At 73.8% G+C, this 17,601-nt stretch carries 12 protein-coding genes and 1 pseudogene; 5 read left to right on the forward strand and 8 right to left on the reverse strand.

All coding sequences use genetic code 11. The features are described from left to right. Positions 1–71: 71 nt before the first annotated feature. Positions 72–431, reverse strand: coding sequence for a hypothetical protein (locus tag I6A81_RS03815; protein ID WP_203006754.1), 360 nt, complete (start codon positions 429–431; stop codon positions 72–74). A 100-nt stretch (positions 432–531) separates the two neighbouring features. Here I6A81_RS03815 and I6A81_RS03820 point away from each other — a divergent pair, with 100 nt between their 5' ends. Continuing rightward, the gene (locus tag I6A81_RS03820; protein WP_203006753.1) at positions 532–1,500 is read left to right on the forward strand and encodes an exodeoxyribonuclease III; all 969 of its coding nucleotides are present in this window, start codon (positions 532–534) and stop codon (positions 1,498–1,500) included. Positions 1,501–1,587: 87 nt separating this feature from the next. Here I6A81_RS03820 and I6A81_RS03825 read toward each other — a convergent pair whose 3' ends face one another. Continuing rightward, on the reverse strand, positions 1,588–2,169 hold the full coding sequence (locus I6A81_RS03825) for an Hsp20/alpha crystallin family protein (protein WP_203006509.1): 582 nt from the start codon (positions 2,167–2,169) through the stop codon (positions 1,588–1,590). A gap of 585 nt (positions 2,170–2,754) precedes the next feature. On the opposite strand from I6A81_RS03825, the gene I6A81_RS03830 reads away from it, so the two are divergent. Then, entirely contained in the window at positions 2,755–5,589 is a 2,835-nt protein-coding gene (locus tag I6A81_RS03830; protein ID WP_203006501.1) for a non-ribosomal peptide synthetase, read from the forward strand. Between the two features lie 49 nt (positions 5,590–5,638). Here I6A81_RS03830 and I6A81_RS03835 read toward each other — a convergent pair whose 3' ends face one another. From I6A81_RS03835 to I6A81_RS03845, 3 genes are all read right to left on the reverse strand, one after another. Beyond that, positions 5,639–6,547 carry a crotonase/enoyl-CoA hydratase family protein gene (locus tag I6A81_RS03835; RefSeq protein WP_203006502.1) on the reverse strand — a complete coding sequence of 303 codons (909 nt, stop codon included), beginning with the start codon at positions 6,545–6,547 and terminating at the stop codon, positions 5,639–5,641. Positions 6,548–6,716: 169 nt separating this feature from the next. Beyond that, positions 6,717–7,508: a DUF4230 domain-containing protein gene (locus I6A81_RS03840; protein WP_203006503.1), complete on the reverse strand. Its 792-nt coding sequence runs from the start codon at positions 7,506–7,508 to the stop codon at positions 6,717–6,719. Positions 7,509–7,648: 140 nt separating this feature from the next. Next, on the reverse strand, positions 7,649–9,316 hold the full coding sequence (locus I6A81_RS03845) for a PP2C family protein-serine/threonine phosphatase (protein WP_203006504.1): 1,668 nt from the start codon (positions 9,314–9,316) through the stop codon (positions 7,649–7,651). A 371-nt stretch (positions 9,317–9,687) separates the two neighbouring features. Here I6A81_RS03845 and I6A81_RS03850 point away from each other — a divergent pair, with 371 nt between their 5' ends. Together I6A81_RS03850 and I6A81_RS03855 are read left to right on the forward strand one after the other, a co-directional pair. Further along, entirely contained in the window at positions 9,688–10,992 is a 1,305-nt protein-coding gene (locus I6A81_RS03850; RefSeq protein WP_203006505.1) for an ABC transporter ATP-binding protein, read from the forward strand. Then, positions 10,993–11,778: an ABC transporter permease gene (locus I6A81_RS03855; RefSeq protein WP_203006506.1), complete on the forward strand. Its 786-nt coding sequence runs from the start codon at positions 10,993–10,995 to the stop codon at positions 11,776–11,778. Between the two features lie 1,068 nt (positions 11,779–12,846). Here the strand turns inward: I6A81_RS03855 and I6A81_RS46025 are convergent. Further along, positions 12,847–13,374: pseudogene (locus tag I6A81_RS46025) on the reverse strand (oligosaccharide flippase family protein); the annotation flags it as partial. 228 nt (positions 13,375–13,602) lie between these two features. On the opposite strand from I6A81_RS46025, the gene I6A81_RS03865 reads away from it, so the two are divergent. Further along, positions 13,603–15,171 (forward strand): glycosyltransferase family 4 protein, encoded by a 1,569-nt coding sequence (locus tag I6A81_RS03865; RefSeq protein ID WP_203006507.1) that lies wholly within the window; start codon positions 13,603–13,605, stop codon positions 15,169–15,171. Between the two features lie 73 nt (positions 15,172–15,244). On the opposite strand, the gene I6A81_RS03870 is transcribed toward I6A81_RS03865, so the two are convergent. Both I6A81_RS03870 and I6A81_RS03875 read right to left on the reverse strand, forming a co-directional pair. Continuing rightward, positions 15,245–16,141: a dolichyl-phosphate beta-glucosyltransferase gene (locus tag I6A81_RS03870; protein WP_307874452.1), complete on the reverse strand. Its 897-nt coding sequence runs from the start codon at positions 16,139–16,141 to the stop codon at positions 15,245–15,247. A gap of 834 nt (positions 16,142–16,975) precedes the next feature. Continuing rightward, complete coding sequence (locus tag I6A81_RS03875) at positions 16,976–17,470, reverse strand: ribose-5-phosphate isomerase (RefSeq protein WP_203008053.1); 495 nt, start codon at positions 17,468–17,470, stop codon at positions 16,976–16,978. Between the last annotated feature and the right edge of the window lie 131 nt (positions 17,471–17,601).

Below are 17,601 nucleotides of genomic sequence, written 5' to 3' on the forward strand. Positions count from 1 at the left end.
GATCACGGCCTGGCCGTGATCCCCGGCCCCGCCCTAGGATTCCGCGCCCGCGGCGCGGGCCCGCCCGGGACCTACTGGCCGCACTTCTCGTCGACCCACTCGGCCAGTTGGGCCCTGGGGTTGACCGCGTTCGGGTCCTTGGCGACCTGGTCCGCGAGATCGCGGATGTTCTCCTCGGGAGCGAGGTCGCGCACGATGAGCGCGACGAGCCTGGCCCGCTCCGGGTTCTCGGCGATCTCGCCCGGGTCCACGTCGATCTCGGCACAGACGACGTCGAGACTGGCCTTGCGGGTCTCCTCGGAGATCTGGCCGCAGCCGACGCCGCCGGCGCTCACCGCCAGCGCGGCGAGCGCCCCGGCGAGCACCGGTGGGCGCCGCCGTGCCCGGGCGGAGGCACCGCGTCGGGGTGACGTGACGGCTCGTTCCGACAACGTGACGACTCTCGTAAAGCGTGGCCTCATATCGGCACAATGCCATCTCCGCCCCCCGTGATCGCATCCGGTGTCTGACGGGGGACTACCGTTCAATCTCGTGCGGATCGCGACGTGGAACATCAACTCAGCCAAGGCCCGGCAGGCACGGCTGATCGAGTGGCTTGACCGCGCCCAGCCCGACGTGGTGTGCCTGCAGGAGACAAAACTCGACGACAACGCGTTTGCCGAGAACTTCGACGAGGACCTGTTTCGGCGGGGCTACGCGTACGCCCATCACGGCGACGGACGTTGGAACGGGGTCGCGCTGCTGTCCCGGATCGGCCTCGACGACGTCGAACGCGGCCTGGCCGGCGGGCCTGGTTTCCCGGACCCCGAGCCACGGGCGGTCGCGGCCACCTGCGGCGGCGTCCGGATCTGGTCGTTGTACGTGCCGAACGGGCGCGCCCCGGACGATCCGCACTACGCCTACAAGCTGGAATGGCTGGCCGCGCTGCGCGGCGTGCTCGCCGAGTCCGCGCCGCGACAGCCGATCATGGCCTGCGGGGACTTCAACATCGCCCCGACGGACGCCGACGTCTGGGACCCGGCGGACTTCGTCGGGGCCACGCACGTCACCGAGCCGGAGCGCTCGGCGCTCGGCGCGCTGACCGACCTCGGCCTGGTCGACGTGCTGCGGGCCCGCTGGCCCGACGACGTCGTCTATACCTATTGGGACTACCGAGCGCTGTGCTTCCCCAAGAACATGGGGATGCGGATCGACCTGACGCTGGCGAGCGCCGACGTCGCGGGGCGGGTCGCCGCGGCGTGGGTCGACCGGGCCGCCCGCAAGGGGACGGGCACCTCCGACCATGCCCCGGTGGTCGTCGACCTCGACACCGCTCCCGACGGCGACGTCGGCCCGATGGTCCCGCCGCCGTCCAGCAGGGGCTCGTCCGGTCGTGGCTCGTCCGGCAGGGGCTCGTCCAGCCAGGGCTCGTCCAACCGGAGTGGCTCCGAGCGTGCCGCGGCCACGATCCGCCGCAAGTCCGCGCCTTCACCGGCGACGACCACCGAGGACGGCGCCTGAGGCCAGCGCCGCGCGAAACCGTCGCGGCCGGGCCGCGCGAGGGCCGGGCACCCGTCGTCTGGGTGCCCGGCCCTCGCCGTGCGGAGATCAGGCCCGCTCGCCGCCGTCCGCCGGGAGCTCGGCCCGCGCCGCGCCGTCGGGCGTGGCCTCGGAGACCGGGATCTCGGCGGGCCTGGCCCCGGCGGTCACCGGGACCCGGGTCGCGACCGGCGCGGCCGCCGCGCCCGGCAGGCGGACGGACAGCACGCCGCGGTCATAGGTCGCGGACACCCGGTCGGCGGCGACGCGCTCCGGCAGCGAGAACTCGCGACGGAACGAGCCGTGCCACCGCTCGCGGCGGATCCGGCCGCCCTCGCTGGACTCGGCCGCCTCGCCGCGCTCGCCACGCACGACCAGCCGGCCGTGCTCGATCTCGACCGTGACGTCCTTCTCCACGTCCACGCCCGGCAGCTCGATGTTGACCACGACGTCGTCCCCGTCGGCGACGACGTCGGCGGACGGCACGACATCACCGAACGCAGCCCGGCCCGCGCCGGTGGCCCGCGCTACTGGCACGAGGCCCGCGCGCTGCACCCGAGGCCGGGGACCGAACGAGCTCCGCACGATCGCGTCGAACTCACGGTCCAGGCGGCCCAGCACGGCGAACGGGTCCCACAGGTAGGTGCTCATCATGATCGCCTCTCTGCCTCCCCGGTCCCTCCCGGGATCCTGAGTTGAGCCTAGCAGACTCAGCTTCCTGAACGAAGCTTGAGTCAGGATCATTCCAGCGATCAAGAGCAAGTTTCGCGCGGGCAGTGGTGACAGCAAGGTCCACCGACGCCTCACCGGCGAACGACCGACCCGTTCGCGAACTTCGCGAGGTGGTGGACGCGCCGGGCCCGCCCGGCCGGACGGCCACGGGCGGCCCACCGGCGGCACCCGATGCGGCGGCCGTCACACCCGGGCGGGATCGACACGTAGCGAGTCCACCGGAGCGCTGGCAGTAGCGGGTTGCGTGAGAAAAGTAACCAGCCAGTCATAGCAGGCGGTCAGTGCACTACATGGGCACACCTGCAGCTAATGCTTCTATTGCCGGCTTAAACCACAGACAGTCAGGTGACCCACCGAAGACCCATTATTCGGGCGCGAGGAAAATGAAGGACATATAACCGGTAGACGGATGGGGATCCGGAACCGGTCGCCCGGTGCGCGGGCGTGGATCCAGGTGGGAAGACAGGCAACGAGATGGATCGATCTTCCGAGGGCGGTGCGGCGATGACCTGGTCGGCGGAGGGGGCAGCGAGCAGGACGGACCCGAACCCCCTGGAAACCAGCGGATCAGTCGCGGGGTCCTGGCGACCGGTCGAAGCCCTGGCGACCGACTCCTCAAGAGGCAAGTTCTCCGCGACCGGTGTACCGTTCCGGCCGCTGGAGCCCGCCGACCTCGAAAGCTCGATCTCGGCCCGGTTCCGCGCCGTCGCCCGGATGCTTCCGGGCGTGCCCGCGCTGGTCTCCCCCGGCCACTCGCTCACCTTCGCCGAGGCCGACGCCCGCGCCGACCAGGCCGCCGCGGTACTGCTCGCCGAACTCGGTGCCGGCGACGAGCCGGTGGCCACGCTGCTGCCGCACAGCGTCGGCGGTCTGGTCGGGATGCTCGCCGCGCTGCGCACCGGCCGGCCGCTCGTGATGCTCGACCCGATGGTCCCGGCGGCGCGGCTCGGACAGATCCTGCGTCAGTCCGGCGCCGTCGGCTGCCTCACCGACCCGGCCGGCCGCCCGGTCCTCGAAGAGGCCGGCGCCACGGTGCCGCTCCTCGACCTCGAAGAGGTCGAGGCCCACCCAGCCGCGGCGGCCACCGTCGGCGGGCTCTCCCCGGCGGGGACGCCGTTCCCCGGCGACCTCGGCGGCGCGGACGCGGTGGCCGCCGTCGTGTTCACGTCCGGCTCCACCGGCGAGCCGAAGGGGGTCGTCTGGACGAACGGCACCCTGGTCAACGACGCCTACGCCGGCATGCTGGCGCTGGGTTTCGCCCCGGGCGACCGCGCCGCGCTGGTGTTGCCGTACGCGTTCGCCGCGGGCTTCACGGTCGTCGGGTTCGCGCTGCTCAACGGCGTCGGGCTCTACGCGTACGACCCGCGCTCGCTCGGCATCCGCGACCTGCCCGACTGGATCACCAGCAACGAGCTGACCACCCTGCACACCACGCCGTCGCTGCTGCGGTCCCTGGTCGGCGCCCTCGACGACGGCGCCGAGCTGACGAGCCTGCGGCTCGTGACCACCTGCGGGGAGGCCGTCTACGGCGGCGACATCGCCGCGATCCGGCCGTACCTGCCGCCCACGGCCGTCTACACCAACTGGTCGGGCTCGTCGGAGGTCGCCTCGCTGGCGTTCTTCGAGATCGCGCCCGGCGAGCAGATCCCCGAGGGGACCATTCCGGCCGGCTGGCCGGCCGCCGGCAAGGACGTGACGATCGAACGCGAGGACGGCGGTGTCGTCCCGGCCGGCGAGACAGGTGACGTCGTCGTCTCCTCCCACTTCCTGGCCGCCGGCTACTGGAACGCGCCGGAGCTGTCGGCCGCCAAGTTCAGCCGGCTGCCCGACGGCCGGCTGCGCTGCGCGACCGGTGACCTCGGCCGGTTCGAGCCCGACGGCCGCCTGTTGCTCCTGGGCCGGCGGGACGCGGCGGTGAAGGTCCGCGGCTACCTGGTCGAGCCGAGCGAGATCGAGTCGGCGCTGCTGGCGCTGCCGGAGATCGCCGAGGCGGTGGTCGTCGCGGTGCGCAACCCCCCGGAGCCGAACCGGCTCGTCGCCTACATCGTCCCGCGCGCCGGTGACACGACGCTGTCGGCCGCGGCCATCCGCCGGAAGCTGCGGATGAAGCTGCCGACCTGGATGGTGCCCGCGAGCATCGTGCCGCTGCCGGCGCTGCCGCGCACCGAACGCGGCAAGGTCGACCGGCGCGCCCTGCCGGAGCCGCCCGCGCGGTCGGGAAGCTTCCGGATACCCGAGACGCAGTGGGAGATGCTGCTCGCCGACCTGTGGTGCCGCGTGCTGGAGCTCGAGCAGGTGGGCGTCGACGACGACTTCATCGAGCTGGGCGGCGACTCACTGGCCGCCGAGGAGCTGCGGACCCTGATCGCCGAGGAGGTCGGCGTCCGGCTGCCGGTGACGGCGCTGGTCGACGCCCCCACCCTCGGCGAGTTCGCGCGCAAGGTGTCGGTCGCGCAGCGCTCCGGGCCGGCACATCCGACGATCGTGCCGCTGCGGGCCGGCGGCACGCGCCCGCCGCTGTTCTGCGTGGCCGGCGCCGCGCAGCTGGCGCTCGCCTACCTGTCGCTGGCTCGCCACCTGGGCGACGACCAGGGGGTCTACGCGTTCCAGGCACATGGCTTCGAGCAGCGCGGCATACCGGACTGGTCGGTAGAGCGCGCCGCCCGGCGCTTTGTGCAGCTGATGCGGGTCATCCAGCCCTACGGGCCCTACTACGTGGTCGGGCACTCGCTCGGGGGCCTGATCGCGCTGGAGATGGCCCAGCAGCTGGCCGCGGCCGGTGAGGAGGTGGCGCTGCTGACCCTGCTGGACAGCTACCTGCCGGCCTCGCTGCGGCTCGCCGGGGACGAGGAGGCGGCGCGGGCCGACGGGGCGCGCCAGGAGGCCGTTCCCCCCGCGCAGGCGAGGGACACGGTGGCGGACACCTACCGGCGGCGGATGCGCTCGCTCCGCAAGGTCCTGCTGCCAGAGGACCCGCGCAACCTGTTCAACAAGGACACGCTGCTGCGCATGGCCCAGCTACCGCTCACCGGTCTGCTCGTGCTCCCCGGCCTCGACGAGTTCGACGCCTTCTTCGCGCATGGGCGGATGCTGGAGCGGTACTACCGGCCGAAGCCATGGGCCGGGCGGGCGCTCGTCTACCGGGCGATGCACAACCCGGACCCCGCGAAGGCGTGGTCGCGCTACCTGACCGGCAGCCACGACTACCACGACGTGCCGACCGAGCACTTCTCGATGATGCGCGAGCCGCACATCGTCGACATCGCGAGGGGCATCCGCGCCGAGATGGACAGCCTCATCGAGAGGCACGCCGCGGTCGGCACGCGGCGCGGCCGCTGACCCGCGGCGGCGCCGCGTGACCGGCGCGGCTCAGCACGACCGGTACGGCTCAGCGGCCCTGGTAGCGGGGCGGGCGGCGTTCGGTGAAGGCGGTGACGGCCTCCGCGAGGTCGTGGGACGGCAGGAAGGCCGCGTTCCAGGCCGCGACGTAGCGCAGCCCGGCGGCGACCTCGGGCCCCCGGGCGACGTCGAGGATCTCCTTGATGCCCTGAACGACCAGCGGCGGGTTGGCCGCGGCCTCGTCGGCGAACGCGTGCGCCGCGGCGAGCGCCGCCGCCGGGTCGGGCAGCACGTCGCCCACCAGGCCGATCCGCTCGGCTCTGGCGGCGTCGATGTCCCGGCCGGTCAGCGCCAGCTCACGCAGGTGGCCGTCGCCGATGATCGCGGGCAGCCGCTGCAGGCTGCCGAGGTCGGCGACGATCGCGACCCGGACCTCGCGCACGCTGAACCGGGCGTCCGCGCTGGCATAGCGCACGTCGCAGGCGGCGGCGAGGTCGACGCCGCCGCCGACGCACCAGCCGCTGATCGCGGCGGCGACCGGCTTGCGGCAGTCGGCGACCGCGTCGACCGACCGCTGCAGCCTGCGGATCTTGCCGAGCAGCGCGGTCCTGGCGGCGGCGAGCCCGCCGTCCGCGGCGCCGGTCGAGCCGATGTCGCCGAGCATCGACGTCAGGTCCAGGCCGTAGGAGAAGTTCCGCCCGGAGCCGGTGACGACGACCGCGCGCACCGAGTCGTCGGCGTCGAGGGCGGCGAAGACCTCGGGCAGCTCGCGGAAGAAGTCGGGGCCCATGGCGTTGCCCTTGCCCGGGCCGAGCAGCGTGACCTGGACGACCGAGCCGTCGGCGCTACGCCGCTCGACCCGCAGCGACGTCAGCGCGGCCGCGGTCGGGTAGGCCACCAGCTCCCCCGCCAGCCCCGCGGCCGGGGTGTCGGTCTCGCGCTCGCCAGTCGTGGTCATCCGGCGCCTCCCAGCGGTCCAGGGCCTCGGGCGGGACCGGCCGGCCCAGCCCGTGCCCACCGTCGCACACCGGGCGGCCACGGCGCGCGTCCTTCGCCGTCGAACGCCGCCGGCCCGGGCTCGCGCTGGGGCGCGTGCCCGGGCCGGGTCTGTGCGGACGCGCGGTCCGCTACTTCTGGTCCTCCTCATAGATGACGCTGACGTTCTCGTAGCCGAGGGCGCCGAGCAGGCCCTGCAGCATCGACGTCGTGTTCGCCTTGCCCAGTGCGATGATCTGGCCGTCAGCGGCCGCGGCGGCGGTCATCTGCTCGGTGGCCTTGATGTAGAGGCCCTGGTCGGTGCTCTGCCCACCGAACAGGCCGCCGATCCGGTCGAGCGCGCCGCGCTGGCGGGCGACGACGTAGCTGCGCTCGAAGTCCATCTGGGGCTTGCTGAGCGTCGGCGCGGGCAGCCGGATCGTCACCGTCTTGCCGTCCTCGGAGACGATGATCCGGTCGACGTCGAGGCCGCCGAAGTTCACCACCGCGTCGACGGTGCCGATGCCGACGAACAGCACCCGCTCGCCCTTGAGCGAGGACGGGATCCACTTGGTGTCCTCCTCGACGTCGACGACGACCTCGAAGTGGCCACTCGCCGCGTGGTAGTCGCTGAGGTCCTCCAGCGACCGCAGCACGGCCGGCGAACTGCGGTCGATCTCCCGCTCCTTGAAGGGGTTCAGCGATGGCCGCCAGCCCGCGACGAAACTGACCAGGCCGGCGGCGACCACCAGCACGAGCAGTAGCGCCAGGATTCTGAACAAGGCACCTGGAGAGGGCAGCCGTGGAATCCGGCCGCCGCGACGGGAACTCGTCTCGCCGTCGGTAGACATATCCCCACCTTTCGTAGCTGTCGCGACCCCGTCTTCGGGGAGAGGCAGGGTGTCGGGCGACCTCTTGGTCGACCGGCCGGACTCGTCGCTCATGGCGCGAGAAGTACCCAAAATCCCTGCCATCACGCAACTTCGTCACCAGGAGGACAAGACAAAGACCACCCGTCTGGGCGGGGTATCACCCTCTAATGGGCTCGGTCCGGGGAGCGGCCGACCTCGGCTCGGCCGGCCGGTCAGGCCCTGGCGGACCCAGCCCGGGAACGCGGGTCGAGAGCCAGCGCGATCGCGGTGCGGTCGTCGCTGGGACGGCCAGGGGCATGCTGGCGGACGGCCGCGAACACGTCCTCGAGCAGCTGGCCGGGCGGGCGGCCGTCGACGCGGACCAGCTCCTCGACGAGGCGCGACCGGCCGAACAGCCGGTTGTCGCCGTCGCGGGCCTCGATGAGCCCGTCGGTGTAGACGAACAGCACGTCACCGGGGTCCAGCCGCAGCCTGCCCAGCCGCCAGGCGCCCGGCTCGGCTACCAGGCTGGACATCAGCGGCCCGGTCGAGGCGAGCGGCTCCACGTCGCCCGGCTTCGCCAGGTGGTCGAGCGCCTCCTCGTCGTCCAGGTCGAGGAAGCTCGCGAGGCCCGCCTCCTCGTCCGGGTCGTCCTCCAGGTAGGTCCGGGTGCCCGCGCGCAGCACGAGCGCGTCCGGGTGGCCCGCGTTGGCGTAGACCACCTCGCCGCCGCCCGGGTCGACCAGGGCCACCAGGGCGGTCGCGAACGTCTCCCCGGTGTCGCCAAGCGCCTCGACGACCCACTGCACCGCCGTCGCCGGCTCCGCGCCGCGCGACAGCGCCGCGGTGAGCAGCTGCTTGAGCCGCAGCGCGAAGACGCCGCAGGTGGCGCCATGGCCGGCGACGTCTCCGACGACGACCGCGACCCGGCCGTCCGGCGTCTCGAAGGCGTCGAACCAGTCGCCCGCGAGCTCGCCCTCCGCCGGGTCGACCCGGCCGCGCAGCTCCAGGCCGGCGGTGTCGCGCAGCGACGACGGCGTCAGCGCGTCGCGCAGCGCGAGCACGGCCGGGCCCTCCTGGGCCAGCGCCTCCCAGAAGCGCTCGTTCTGGCGGACCAGGCTCACCAGCTGGGCGCGCATCGCCTCCACGTTGCCGGCGAGATCGACGATCTCGCGCGGGCCGACGGCCGGGATGGTGGTGTCGTGGCGGCCGGCGGCGACCGCGTTCACCGCGAAGCGCAGTTCGTTGATCGGCACGATCAGCCAGCGCCGGGACAGGATCAGCAGCAAGGCCGCCATCGCGAGCAGCAGGACGACGACCGTGCCGAACGAAGTGAGCAGCAGATTCGAGGAGGCCTCGACCCTTTGGGCCGCATCCGCCTGCTCCACCGCGATCTCATCCTTGAGATCCCTGATGTCGGTGCCGATCTGGTTGAAGCGGGTGTCGCTGTCCTGGCCGAGCTCGAGGGCCTGCGCGACCGCGGGCTGGCCCTTCGCCATCGCGCTCAGCTCCGGCACGACGACGGCGTCCTGCCAGCGCTGGTAGGACGTCCTCAGGTTGTCGACGAGGGCGAGCAGATCGGGGAAGTCGGCCAGCACCGCGCGCAGCGCGGTGGCGCGCTTGTCGATGTCGGTCAGGGCGGCGTAGTAGGGGTCGAGCAGCGCGCGGTCCGAGCCGTCGGAGATCATGTAGCCCCGCAGCGCGCTGCGTTCCCGGACGATCGCCGTGTGCAGCTCCGCGGCGATGGTCTCGGCCGGGTCGAGCCGGTTCTTGCGCTCCGCGGCGGCGTGGTTGGCCCGCACGGACGAGTAGACGGCGAGCAGCAGCGTGAGCCCCACCAGGACAACCGCCACCACGACGACGATCCGGGTGCCGTGCCGCAGACCCGCCGACTCGCGCACGCTCGCCCCTTCGGCATCCTGGCGTCGGCGGCGCGTCCGCCGGCGCGTGGAGAAGACCCGCCCCGTTCCCGGGACACCCGCGTCCTGAGACTCTTCCGCCCGCCACCCATCTCACAGTCCACCGACCGTCGGGCGGACATTGTGGGTCATTGTGGCTGCTGGCGTGGCGCGCGGACACTGCCGGTCGGCACTGGTGACCAGGGGTCACCAGGTGGTAGTGCACAGAAGCCGTGGTGGACCGGTCGCGTGCCGTCACCGGTACGGCGAACGCCGAAGCGGGTAGGTCCTTCCCGCACGCACCCACCGTCTCGGTCCGGCCGGCCGGCACCCGCCGGCCGGACCGGGACCTCGCTCCCGGGAGGACCGTTCCCATGACGCCCGGCGAGCGTGGCCAGGGACCCACAGGCCGACACCGCTGGGCCAGTCAGGACCGGGAACCGAGCCGGTCGGTGTTCCCGCACCTGGAGAACCTGCGGCTTCCGCACCCGTTGCTCGGGCACACGCACCTGCCACACCCGCACATGCCACACCTGCACCTGCCACGCCGCGACCCACATCGCGAGCCGGCCGCGGGCCTGGGACGACGGCCAGACGCGGCGATCTGGACCCGCGGCCTGACGAAGGTGCACGAAACCCGCACCTCGGTCGACCATCTCGACCTGGACGTCCCCCTCGGGGCCCTGTCCGGGTTCGTCGGCCCCAACGGCGCCGGCAAGTCGACGACGCTGCGGATGCTGCTCGGGCTGGTGCGTCCCACCGAAGGCGTGGGCTACGTGCTCGGCGAGCCGGTCAGCCACCCGGAGCGCTACCTCTCGCACGTCGGCGCCCTGATCGAGGGGCCGACGTTCCACCCAGGGCTGTCCGGCCGGGAGAACCTGCGCCAGCTCGCCGTGCTGCGCGGCGTCGACAAGCGCCGCATCTACGAGGTGCTGCGGCTGGTCCGGCTCACCGGCCGGGCCGGCGACCCGTTCGCCACCTACTCGCTCGGCATGAAGCAGCGGCTCGGCATCGCCGCCGCGCTCCTGCCGGACCCCGAGCTGTTGATCCTCGACGAACCGACCAACGGGCTCGACCCGGCCGGCATCCGGGAAATCCGGGCACTGCTGCGCGAACTCGTCGACGGGGGGATGACGGTCTTCGTCTCCAGCCACCTGCTCTCCGAGGTCGAGCAGATCTGCGACCACGTCGTGATGATCCGCGGCGGGCGGCTGCTGTTCCAGGGCAGGATCCAGGAGCTGCTCGGCGCCGGGGACCCGCGGATCCTGCTCTCCCCGGAGCGCGGCGCCGACGCGCGCCGGCTGCTCACCGTCCTCGCCGAGGACGGCGTGCGCGCCGAGATCCGCCTGGACGGCCCGCCGACCGTGGCGGCCGGGTCCTGCGACCAGCGCATCGTCGTCGTCGCGCACGCGCCGGAGCGGATGGCCGCCGACCTGAACCGGGCCGCGATGCGCGCCGGTATCGTGCTGCGCGGCCTGCGCACCCACCGGCCGAACCTGGAGGAGACGTTCCTGCGGGCCACCGGCGTCACCGACGCCGATTCGACGGACCCAGCCGACCAGGCGGACCCAGCCGACGGGGTGTACCCGAGCGATGGGGCGCACCCGGCCGAATCCGACCGTGCCGGCCCCACCGCGGCCCGACGGGCCGGGGCGGGACGGCGCCGGGGAGGTCGATAGATGATTCGCGCGTTCCTCGCCGAGTGGCTGCCACTGGGACGACGGCGGTTCGTCGTCGGCACGTTCAGCGCGACGGCGGCCGTCGCCGCGCTGGGTGCCGTACTGACGTTCCTGTCCACCGGCACACCCGAGTACTACGCCGACACCCCGCATCCGGGGCGGCTGGCCTCGGCGTCCGGACTGGTCCAGGGGCTGAACGCGATCAGTATCCTGCTCGGCGTCGTCGGGCTCTGCGTGGTCGCGGCGTCGCTCGCCGGCGACTATGGCCGCGGCACGCTGCGCAACCAGCTGATGGCCCAGCCGCACCGGCTGCGGCTGCTCGCCGGCAAGTGCCTGGCGCTGGTGACGTTCCTCGCGCTGGTCGTGCTGGCGGCGGCCGTCGTCAGCGTGGCGCTGTCGTTCGCGCTCGCGCCGGTCAAGGGGGTGTCCACCGATGCGTGGACATCGGCCGCGGGGATGCGCGAACTCGGCAAGGGAGTGGCCAACAACCTGGTGAACGCCTGGGGGTTCGGCGTCCTCGGCGCGCTGGCCGCGATCGTGTTCCGGTCGCCGGCGGCGTCGATCTCGGTCGGGCTCGCCTACGTGCTACCGGTCGAGATCATCGTCGCCGGTATCTGGGAGCCCTCCGGGAGCTGGCTGCCCGGCCAGCTCCTCCAGGACATCGCCAACGGGGGCCACGGCTATGCCACGCCGTACGCCGACGCCGGCCTGCGTGTCCTCGCCTACGGGCTGGTCGCCGCCGTCATCACCGCCCTGCTGTTCCGCTACCGCGACGTGACCTCCTGACCGAGGCCGGCCCGCCGGGCCGCCCGCGGCCGGGGCGCCGGTCGCGGGCACCGTCGCGGGCAACGTCGAGAAGGCGACGCGGGAGCCGGCAAGCGACAGCCTCCGGCGTCCGGCCGGCTCCAGCCCGCCGGTGGGCACCGGCTCGGCGGGCCTGGCGCCGTCCGCCCGGCCGGCGCCGGCTCGGCCGTCCGCCACGACGGCCTCGAAGGGCTCGCCGGGATTGACGGGCACCGCCGCGGTGGAGCGGGCGAGATGGCGGTGATGCAGGCGGAAGACCAGCGCGCCGGCGACGGCGGCGGTGAACGCCTGGCACGCCAGTCCGGCGGCGGCGGTGCGCATCACCGCGCCGCCGGCGAGCGTCAGCACGACCGCGGTCAGCGGGGTGCAGGCGGCGAGCGCCCAGACGATCTTGCGATAGCCGGCGCCGAGCAGGTACGTCGCGAACATCAGGCTGACGGCCAGGTAGGTCATCGCCAGCGCGAGCACCCACAGGGACGAGGCCGCCCCGGCCAGGTCGGGCCCGAAGACCAGGGACAGGAGCTGGCGGCCGGCGATGGCGCCGACGGCGGCCAGGAACAGGCCGGGGGTGACCACGAAGACGAGCGCCATCGCCAGGGCCCGCCCGGCCGGCAGGCCCTCCCGCCTGCGCCGGGCCGCCTCGGGCAGCAGGAAGTTCGCCACCGCGAGCCCGATGAACACCGGCACCTTGCACGCCGTGGAGATCGCCGCGTAGTCGGCGACGCCGTCGGGGTTGCGCCAGCCCACGATGACGACGTCCATGTTCTGCAGCAGCGCGAGCGGTACCAGCGTGGCCAGCGCCACCGACGACTCCGCGATCAGGCTGTCCCTGGTCCGCCGTGGCGTCGCGGCGGCCGGCACCATCGGGATCGGGCCGGTGGCGGTCGGCGTCGGCGAGACGCTCGCGTCACCGCCGGCCAGCGACCGCCCGCTCGACGGGGAACGGGTGATGAGGGACGGGGTGCGGGCCGCCGCGAGCCGGGCATGCTCGCCACCGGCCAGGACACCGAGCACCAGCGCGAGTCCCGCCCCGTTCACTCCGAAGCCGGCCGAGACCAGGATGACGACGCAGCTGATCCGGAAACCCGACTCGAAGACCAGGTTGCGCGCGAGCGCCGGGTAGTTTCCCCTGGCCTGCAGCAGGCCGCGCTCGACGCACAGCCCGACCCAGATCGCCGCGGCGACCCCCGCCTCCGCGATGGCGACCGGGTGCGGGTAGGACAGCATCAGCGCGACCGGCTTGCACAGGGCGACCGACGCGGCGGACGCGACCAGGATCGCGAGCCAGGTCACGTTGCGTAGCTCGCGGATCCAGGCCCGACGGGCGCGGCGGGTGTCGCCGATCTGGGCGGACTCGCGGTGCACCGTGGCGGTCAGCACGGCGGTGCCGACGACCGAGAGAATCATGAAGATGTTCGTCTGGACGACGACGGCGCCATAGCTGTCCGGGTCGAGCACCCTGGCCAGCACCAGGTTCATCACCAGGTTGAAGCCATTCGCCGCGACCCCGGCCGCCGCCAGCGCCATTGGGCCGCGCAACAGCTCGGCGACGAGATCCCGCCGCATCGCGAGCGCCATCGGCCCCTCTCCGCGTCACCCGTCCGGCCGGCGTCTCCGGCTCCGGACCCGGGCAATCGTATGACTGCGCCTTTTCTACCGTCCGCTCGGACAGGAGCCCCGGGCCGCGCGCGGTCGAAATGGCTCACCGTGCGGCAGGCCGGCTGGTCTCGGCTAGTTTGTCGGGACGGACCGGCCCGCGGCGTCGAGCCGCCAGGCGAAAGCCATGCAGGAAGGCGAGGAGGCGCAATGCCCCATCCCACGCCCGGTGACGTGACCGGGCAGGCCGTCGCCGCCCTCGCCGGCCGGCATGTGGTCTTCCTCAACTGGCGAGACCTCGACCATCCCCAAGCCGGCGGCGCCGAGCTGTTCTGCCAGTCGGTCGCCGGCCGGTTCGCCGCCGCCGGCGTCGACGTCACGCTGCTGACCGCCCGTCCGCCGGGGCTGGCCGCGAAGGCGACGGTCGACGGAGTACAGGTGTGGCGCGGCGGCGGGACCTTCGGCGTCTACCCGTCGGTCCTCGCCCGGCTCGCCCGGCTCGCCCGCTCCGCGCGCGGCGTGGACGCGGTGGTCGACTGCCAGAACGGGATCCCGTTCTTCAGCCCGCTGGTCCTGCCCGCGGCGACGCCGGTGGTACAGGTCCTCCACCACGTCCACCAGAAGCAGTTCCCGCTGTTCTTTCCCGGCCCGGTCGCCAAGGCCGGGCAGTTGCTGGAGGCGCCTGGGAGCCGCTGGGTGTACCGGCGCCGCCCGCTCGCGGCCGTGTCCCCGTCGACGCGCGACGAGGCCAGGGCCGTGCTGCGCCTGCCAGGACCGCGGTTCCTGGTGCCCAACGGGGTGACGGCGCCCGCCGGCGACGCCCCCGTGCCTCCCCGCGCGGCGAGCCCGACGATCGTCTGTGTCGGCCGGTTGGTCCCGCACAAGCGGCTGCACCTGCTCCTCGAGGCGATCCCCGCTCTGGCGGCGCGTCACCCAGGCCTGGTGGTGCACCTCGTCGGCTCCGGGCCGGACCGGGAGCGGCTCGAGGCAAGGGCCGCCGAGCTGGGCATCGCGCAGGGCGGGCCGGACGGCGGCCCGGGCGGGCAGGCGGTGCTGCGCTGGCACGGCCACACCGAGGCCGCCACCAGGGACGCGTTGCTGGCCGGCGCGTGGCTGACGGTGAACCCGTCACATGGCGAGGGCTGGGGGCTGTCCGTGCTGGAGGCGAACGCGCTGGGTGTGCCAGCGGTCGCGTTCCGGGTCCCCGGCCTGCGCGACGCGGTCCTCGATGGCCGGACCGGCTGGTTGGTCGACTCCCCCGCCCGGCTCGCCGACACGATCGACGCCGCGCTGACCGAGCTGGGCGAGCCGGCCAGGGCCGCGGCGCTGCGGGACGGCGCGCGTGGCTGGGCGGCCGGGTTCAGCTGGGAGGCGAGCGCGGCGCTGCTCGCGACGGTCCTGTCCGGCGAGCTCGCCAGGGCCGGCCGACCGGACCACCGTCGCCCGGACGACGTCGTCACCCGTGCCTGGTTCCCGCTCGCTCAAGACGCGCCGCCGCCGGCGCTGCGCCGCACCGACCTGGTCTACCGGACCAGGCCCGACGACGCCGACGGCGGCCTGGGTCCTGGAGCCGTGGCGCTGCTCTACGGGGCGTCCCCCGCGGCGGCGCGGGCCGCGCTCGACCGGGCGGGCGTCGCCGCGGGCGCGGCCAGGCTGCGGGCCGCGACCGGCTCGGACCTGCTCGTCGGCACCGGCCGTGCCTGGGGTGCCGGCGGCGGCCACGACGCCCGGCCGGTGCCGGCCGGGCTGGGCGGCGGTCCCGAGGCCCACCGGCGGTAGCCGGGGGCAGGAGACCACGGGAGGAAAAGGAAACCGAGGAAGGAAGAAAAGGAGACCGAGGAGGAGGAAGGGGCTAGCCGAGGCCCGGGCCGACCCGCCGGGCGGCGACCGTGCCGTTGGCGTGGGGGTCTGCCGGCAGGACCGCGCCCTCACCGGCCGGTCCGCCGGGAGTCCGCTCGTCGCGGGCCCGGGAGGCGCCAGCCGGATCGTCGTGCCGGCCTGGGTAGCCGGTGAGCCCGCCGAGCGGCTCCACGGGCCGCGCCGCCGGCGGCCGGTCGGGCCGGTGGGTGTGGCGCCGGGCCCTCGCCAGGTCGACGATCATCGCCGGGGTATGCCGGATGATCCGGAACGTCCCGCCCGGTTCCTCGGTCCAGCGCACCGGTACCTCGACGATCCGGTAGCCCAGTGACCGGGCCAGCGAGAGCACCTCGACGTCGAAGCCGAATCCGGTCGCCCGCGACAGGCTGAACAGGACCTTCGCCTCGGCGTTCCGGAAGGCCTTGAAACCGCACTGGGTGTCGGCGATGTCGAGGTCGGTGATCGAACGGGCGAGCTGGTTGAACGCCCAACTGCCCAGCTGCCGGGTCCTGGTCCGGTCCGCGCCGACGCCGATCCGCCGCGAGCCGAGCGCGACCTCGGCGTGTTCCAGCGCGGCCAGCAGGGCCGGCAGATCGGACACGTCGGACGCGAGGTCCGCGTCCATGAACACGATCGCGTCACCGGCGGCGGCGGCCACCCCGACCCGGATCGCCGCGCCCTTCCCGCTGTTCCAGGGAAGCCTGATCACCCGGCTGCCGGGAAGGCTGCGCAACAGCCCCGCCGCGACCGCGGCGGTGCCGTCGAGGCTGCCGTCATCCACGATGATCACTTCCGAGCCGGGCACCTCGCGCAGCGCCGCGGTCAGCAGCGGCAGCGACCGTGGCAGCCGACGCGCCTCGTTGTAGGCAGGAATCACGACACTTACGGCCACGCGATCCACGCAGCACCTCCCGACCGCGTCGCGCGCGGGCACCCGCCTCGGACCACTCCTCGGGACAAGCCACTCAATCGTGGCAAACCTAACCTAAACCGGGAAGAGTTGCACCCTCCAGGCGGTCCCAGGGCGGCGTGTTGGCCGGATGATGACTTTGCAAACGGCACGGCGCCCCGATCCCGTGTCCGCAACGTCCACTATCGACCACATCGCGGAACATGATGCGTGCGGCTACCCGAATCGCGCCACAGTTGCCGACTCGCGGCGCACAATGACCGACACACCCGGTCTGGATACACGCCATGCGCTGTTCTAGCGCCTCCGAGTTCCCTCGGGAGGAAACACAATGTCTAGTACACCGGATGCCGCCCGACCAGGCGATGTCGGGCCGCGGCGGAGGAACCCGACGCCCGGGCAGGGGACGCCGACCCGCGCGGGGCCCGCGACCGGGCCACGGGATCCCGCCGGCGGCGGCCGGGACGGCCCGGCCCGGCCACCTGGCGGCACACGGTGGCGCCGGGGAGACAAAGGGGAGGACTCCGACGGCGCGCTACGCGGCCTCGTCGGCGGCGGGCGCAGCAAGCTGAGCCTCACCGCGGCCATGCGGGCACGCGACGTCGCCCAGCCGGACGCGGCCGACCTGGCCGAGGCCGAGGGGATCATCGCCGGGCGGATCAACGCCGACCGGGCACGGGCGGCGCGACCGACGCCCCGCCCGCCGCTGCCCGGCCGAGGAGCGTTTCGCCGCTCGCCAGCGCGGCCCGACCCTCGAGGCGGGCCGCGAGACACGGCCGGGCAGCGAGACACGGCCGGGCAGCGGGCTGACGGGCCTCAGACCACGGGCGGCGCGGACCCGTCCGACGGCACCGCAGGCAGCTCGCCGGTGCGCTCGTAGGCGGTCAGCATCCGCAGCCGGCGGGTGTGCCGGGACTCGTCGGAGAAGGGGGTCGCCAGGAAGACCTCGGCGAACCCGACGGCCTCGGAGACCTCGTGCATCCGCGCCCCGAGGCTCAGCACGTTGGCGTCGTTGTGCTGGCGGCCGAGGCGGGCGGTCTCCTCGCTCCAGGCGAGCGCCGCCCGCGCGCCGGCGACCTTGTTGGCGGCGATGGCCTCACCGTTGCCGGAGCCGCCGATGACGATGCCGAGACTGCCCGGCTCGGTGACGACGGCCGCGGCGGCGGCCATGACGAACGGCGGGTAGTCGTCGTCGGGGTCGTACTCGCTCGGCCCGTGGTCGACGGGGGTGTGGCCGAGCTCGGTCAGCCGCTCGATGAGGGCGGCCTTCAGGTGATAGCCGGCGTGGTCAGAACCGAGATGGACGCGCACGATGAGCCATCATGCCCGTCCGCGCGCCGCCGCGTCCGGCGGTGTCCCGGCGACGCGGTTAGGTGGGCGCGGGCCCGGGGGGGGGCCCCCCCCCCCCCCCCCCCGCCCGGCGGGGCGCCCCCCCCCCGGGG

Origin of the sequence: Frankia nepalensis (genome assembly GCF_016786325.1) — a bacterium.
Classification (GTDB): Bacteria; Actinomycetota; Actinomycetes; order Frankiales; family Frankiaceae; genus Pseudofrankia; species Pseudofrankia nepalensis.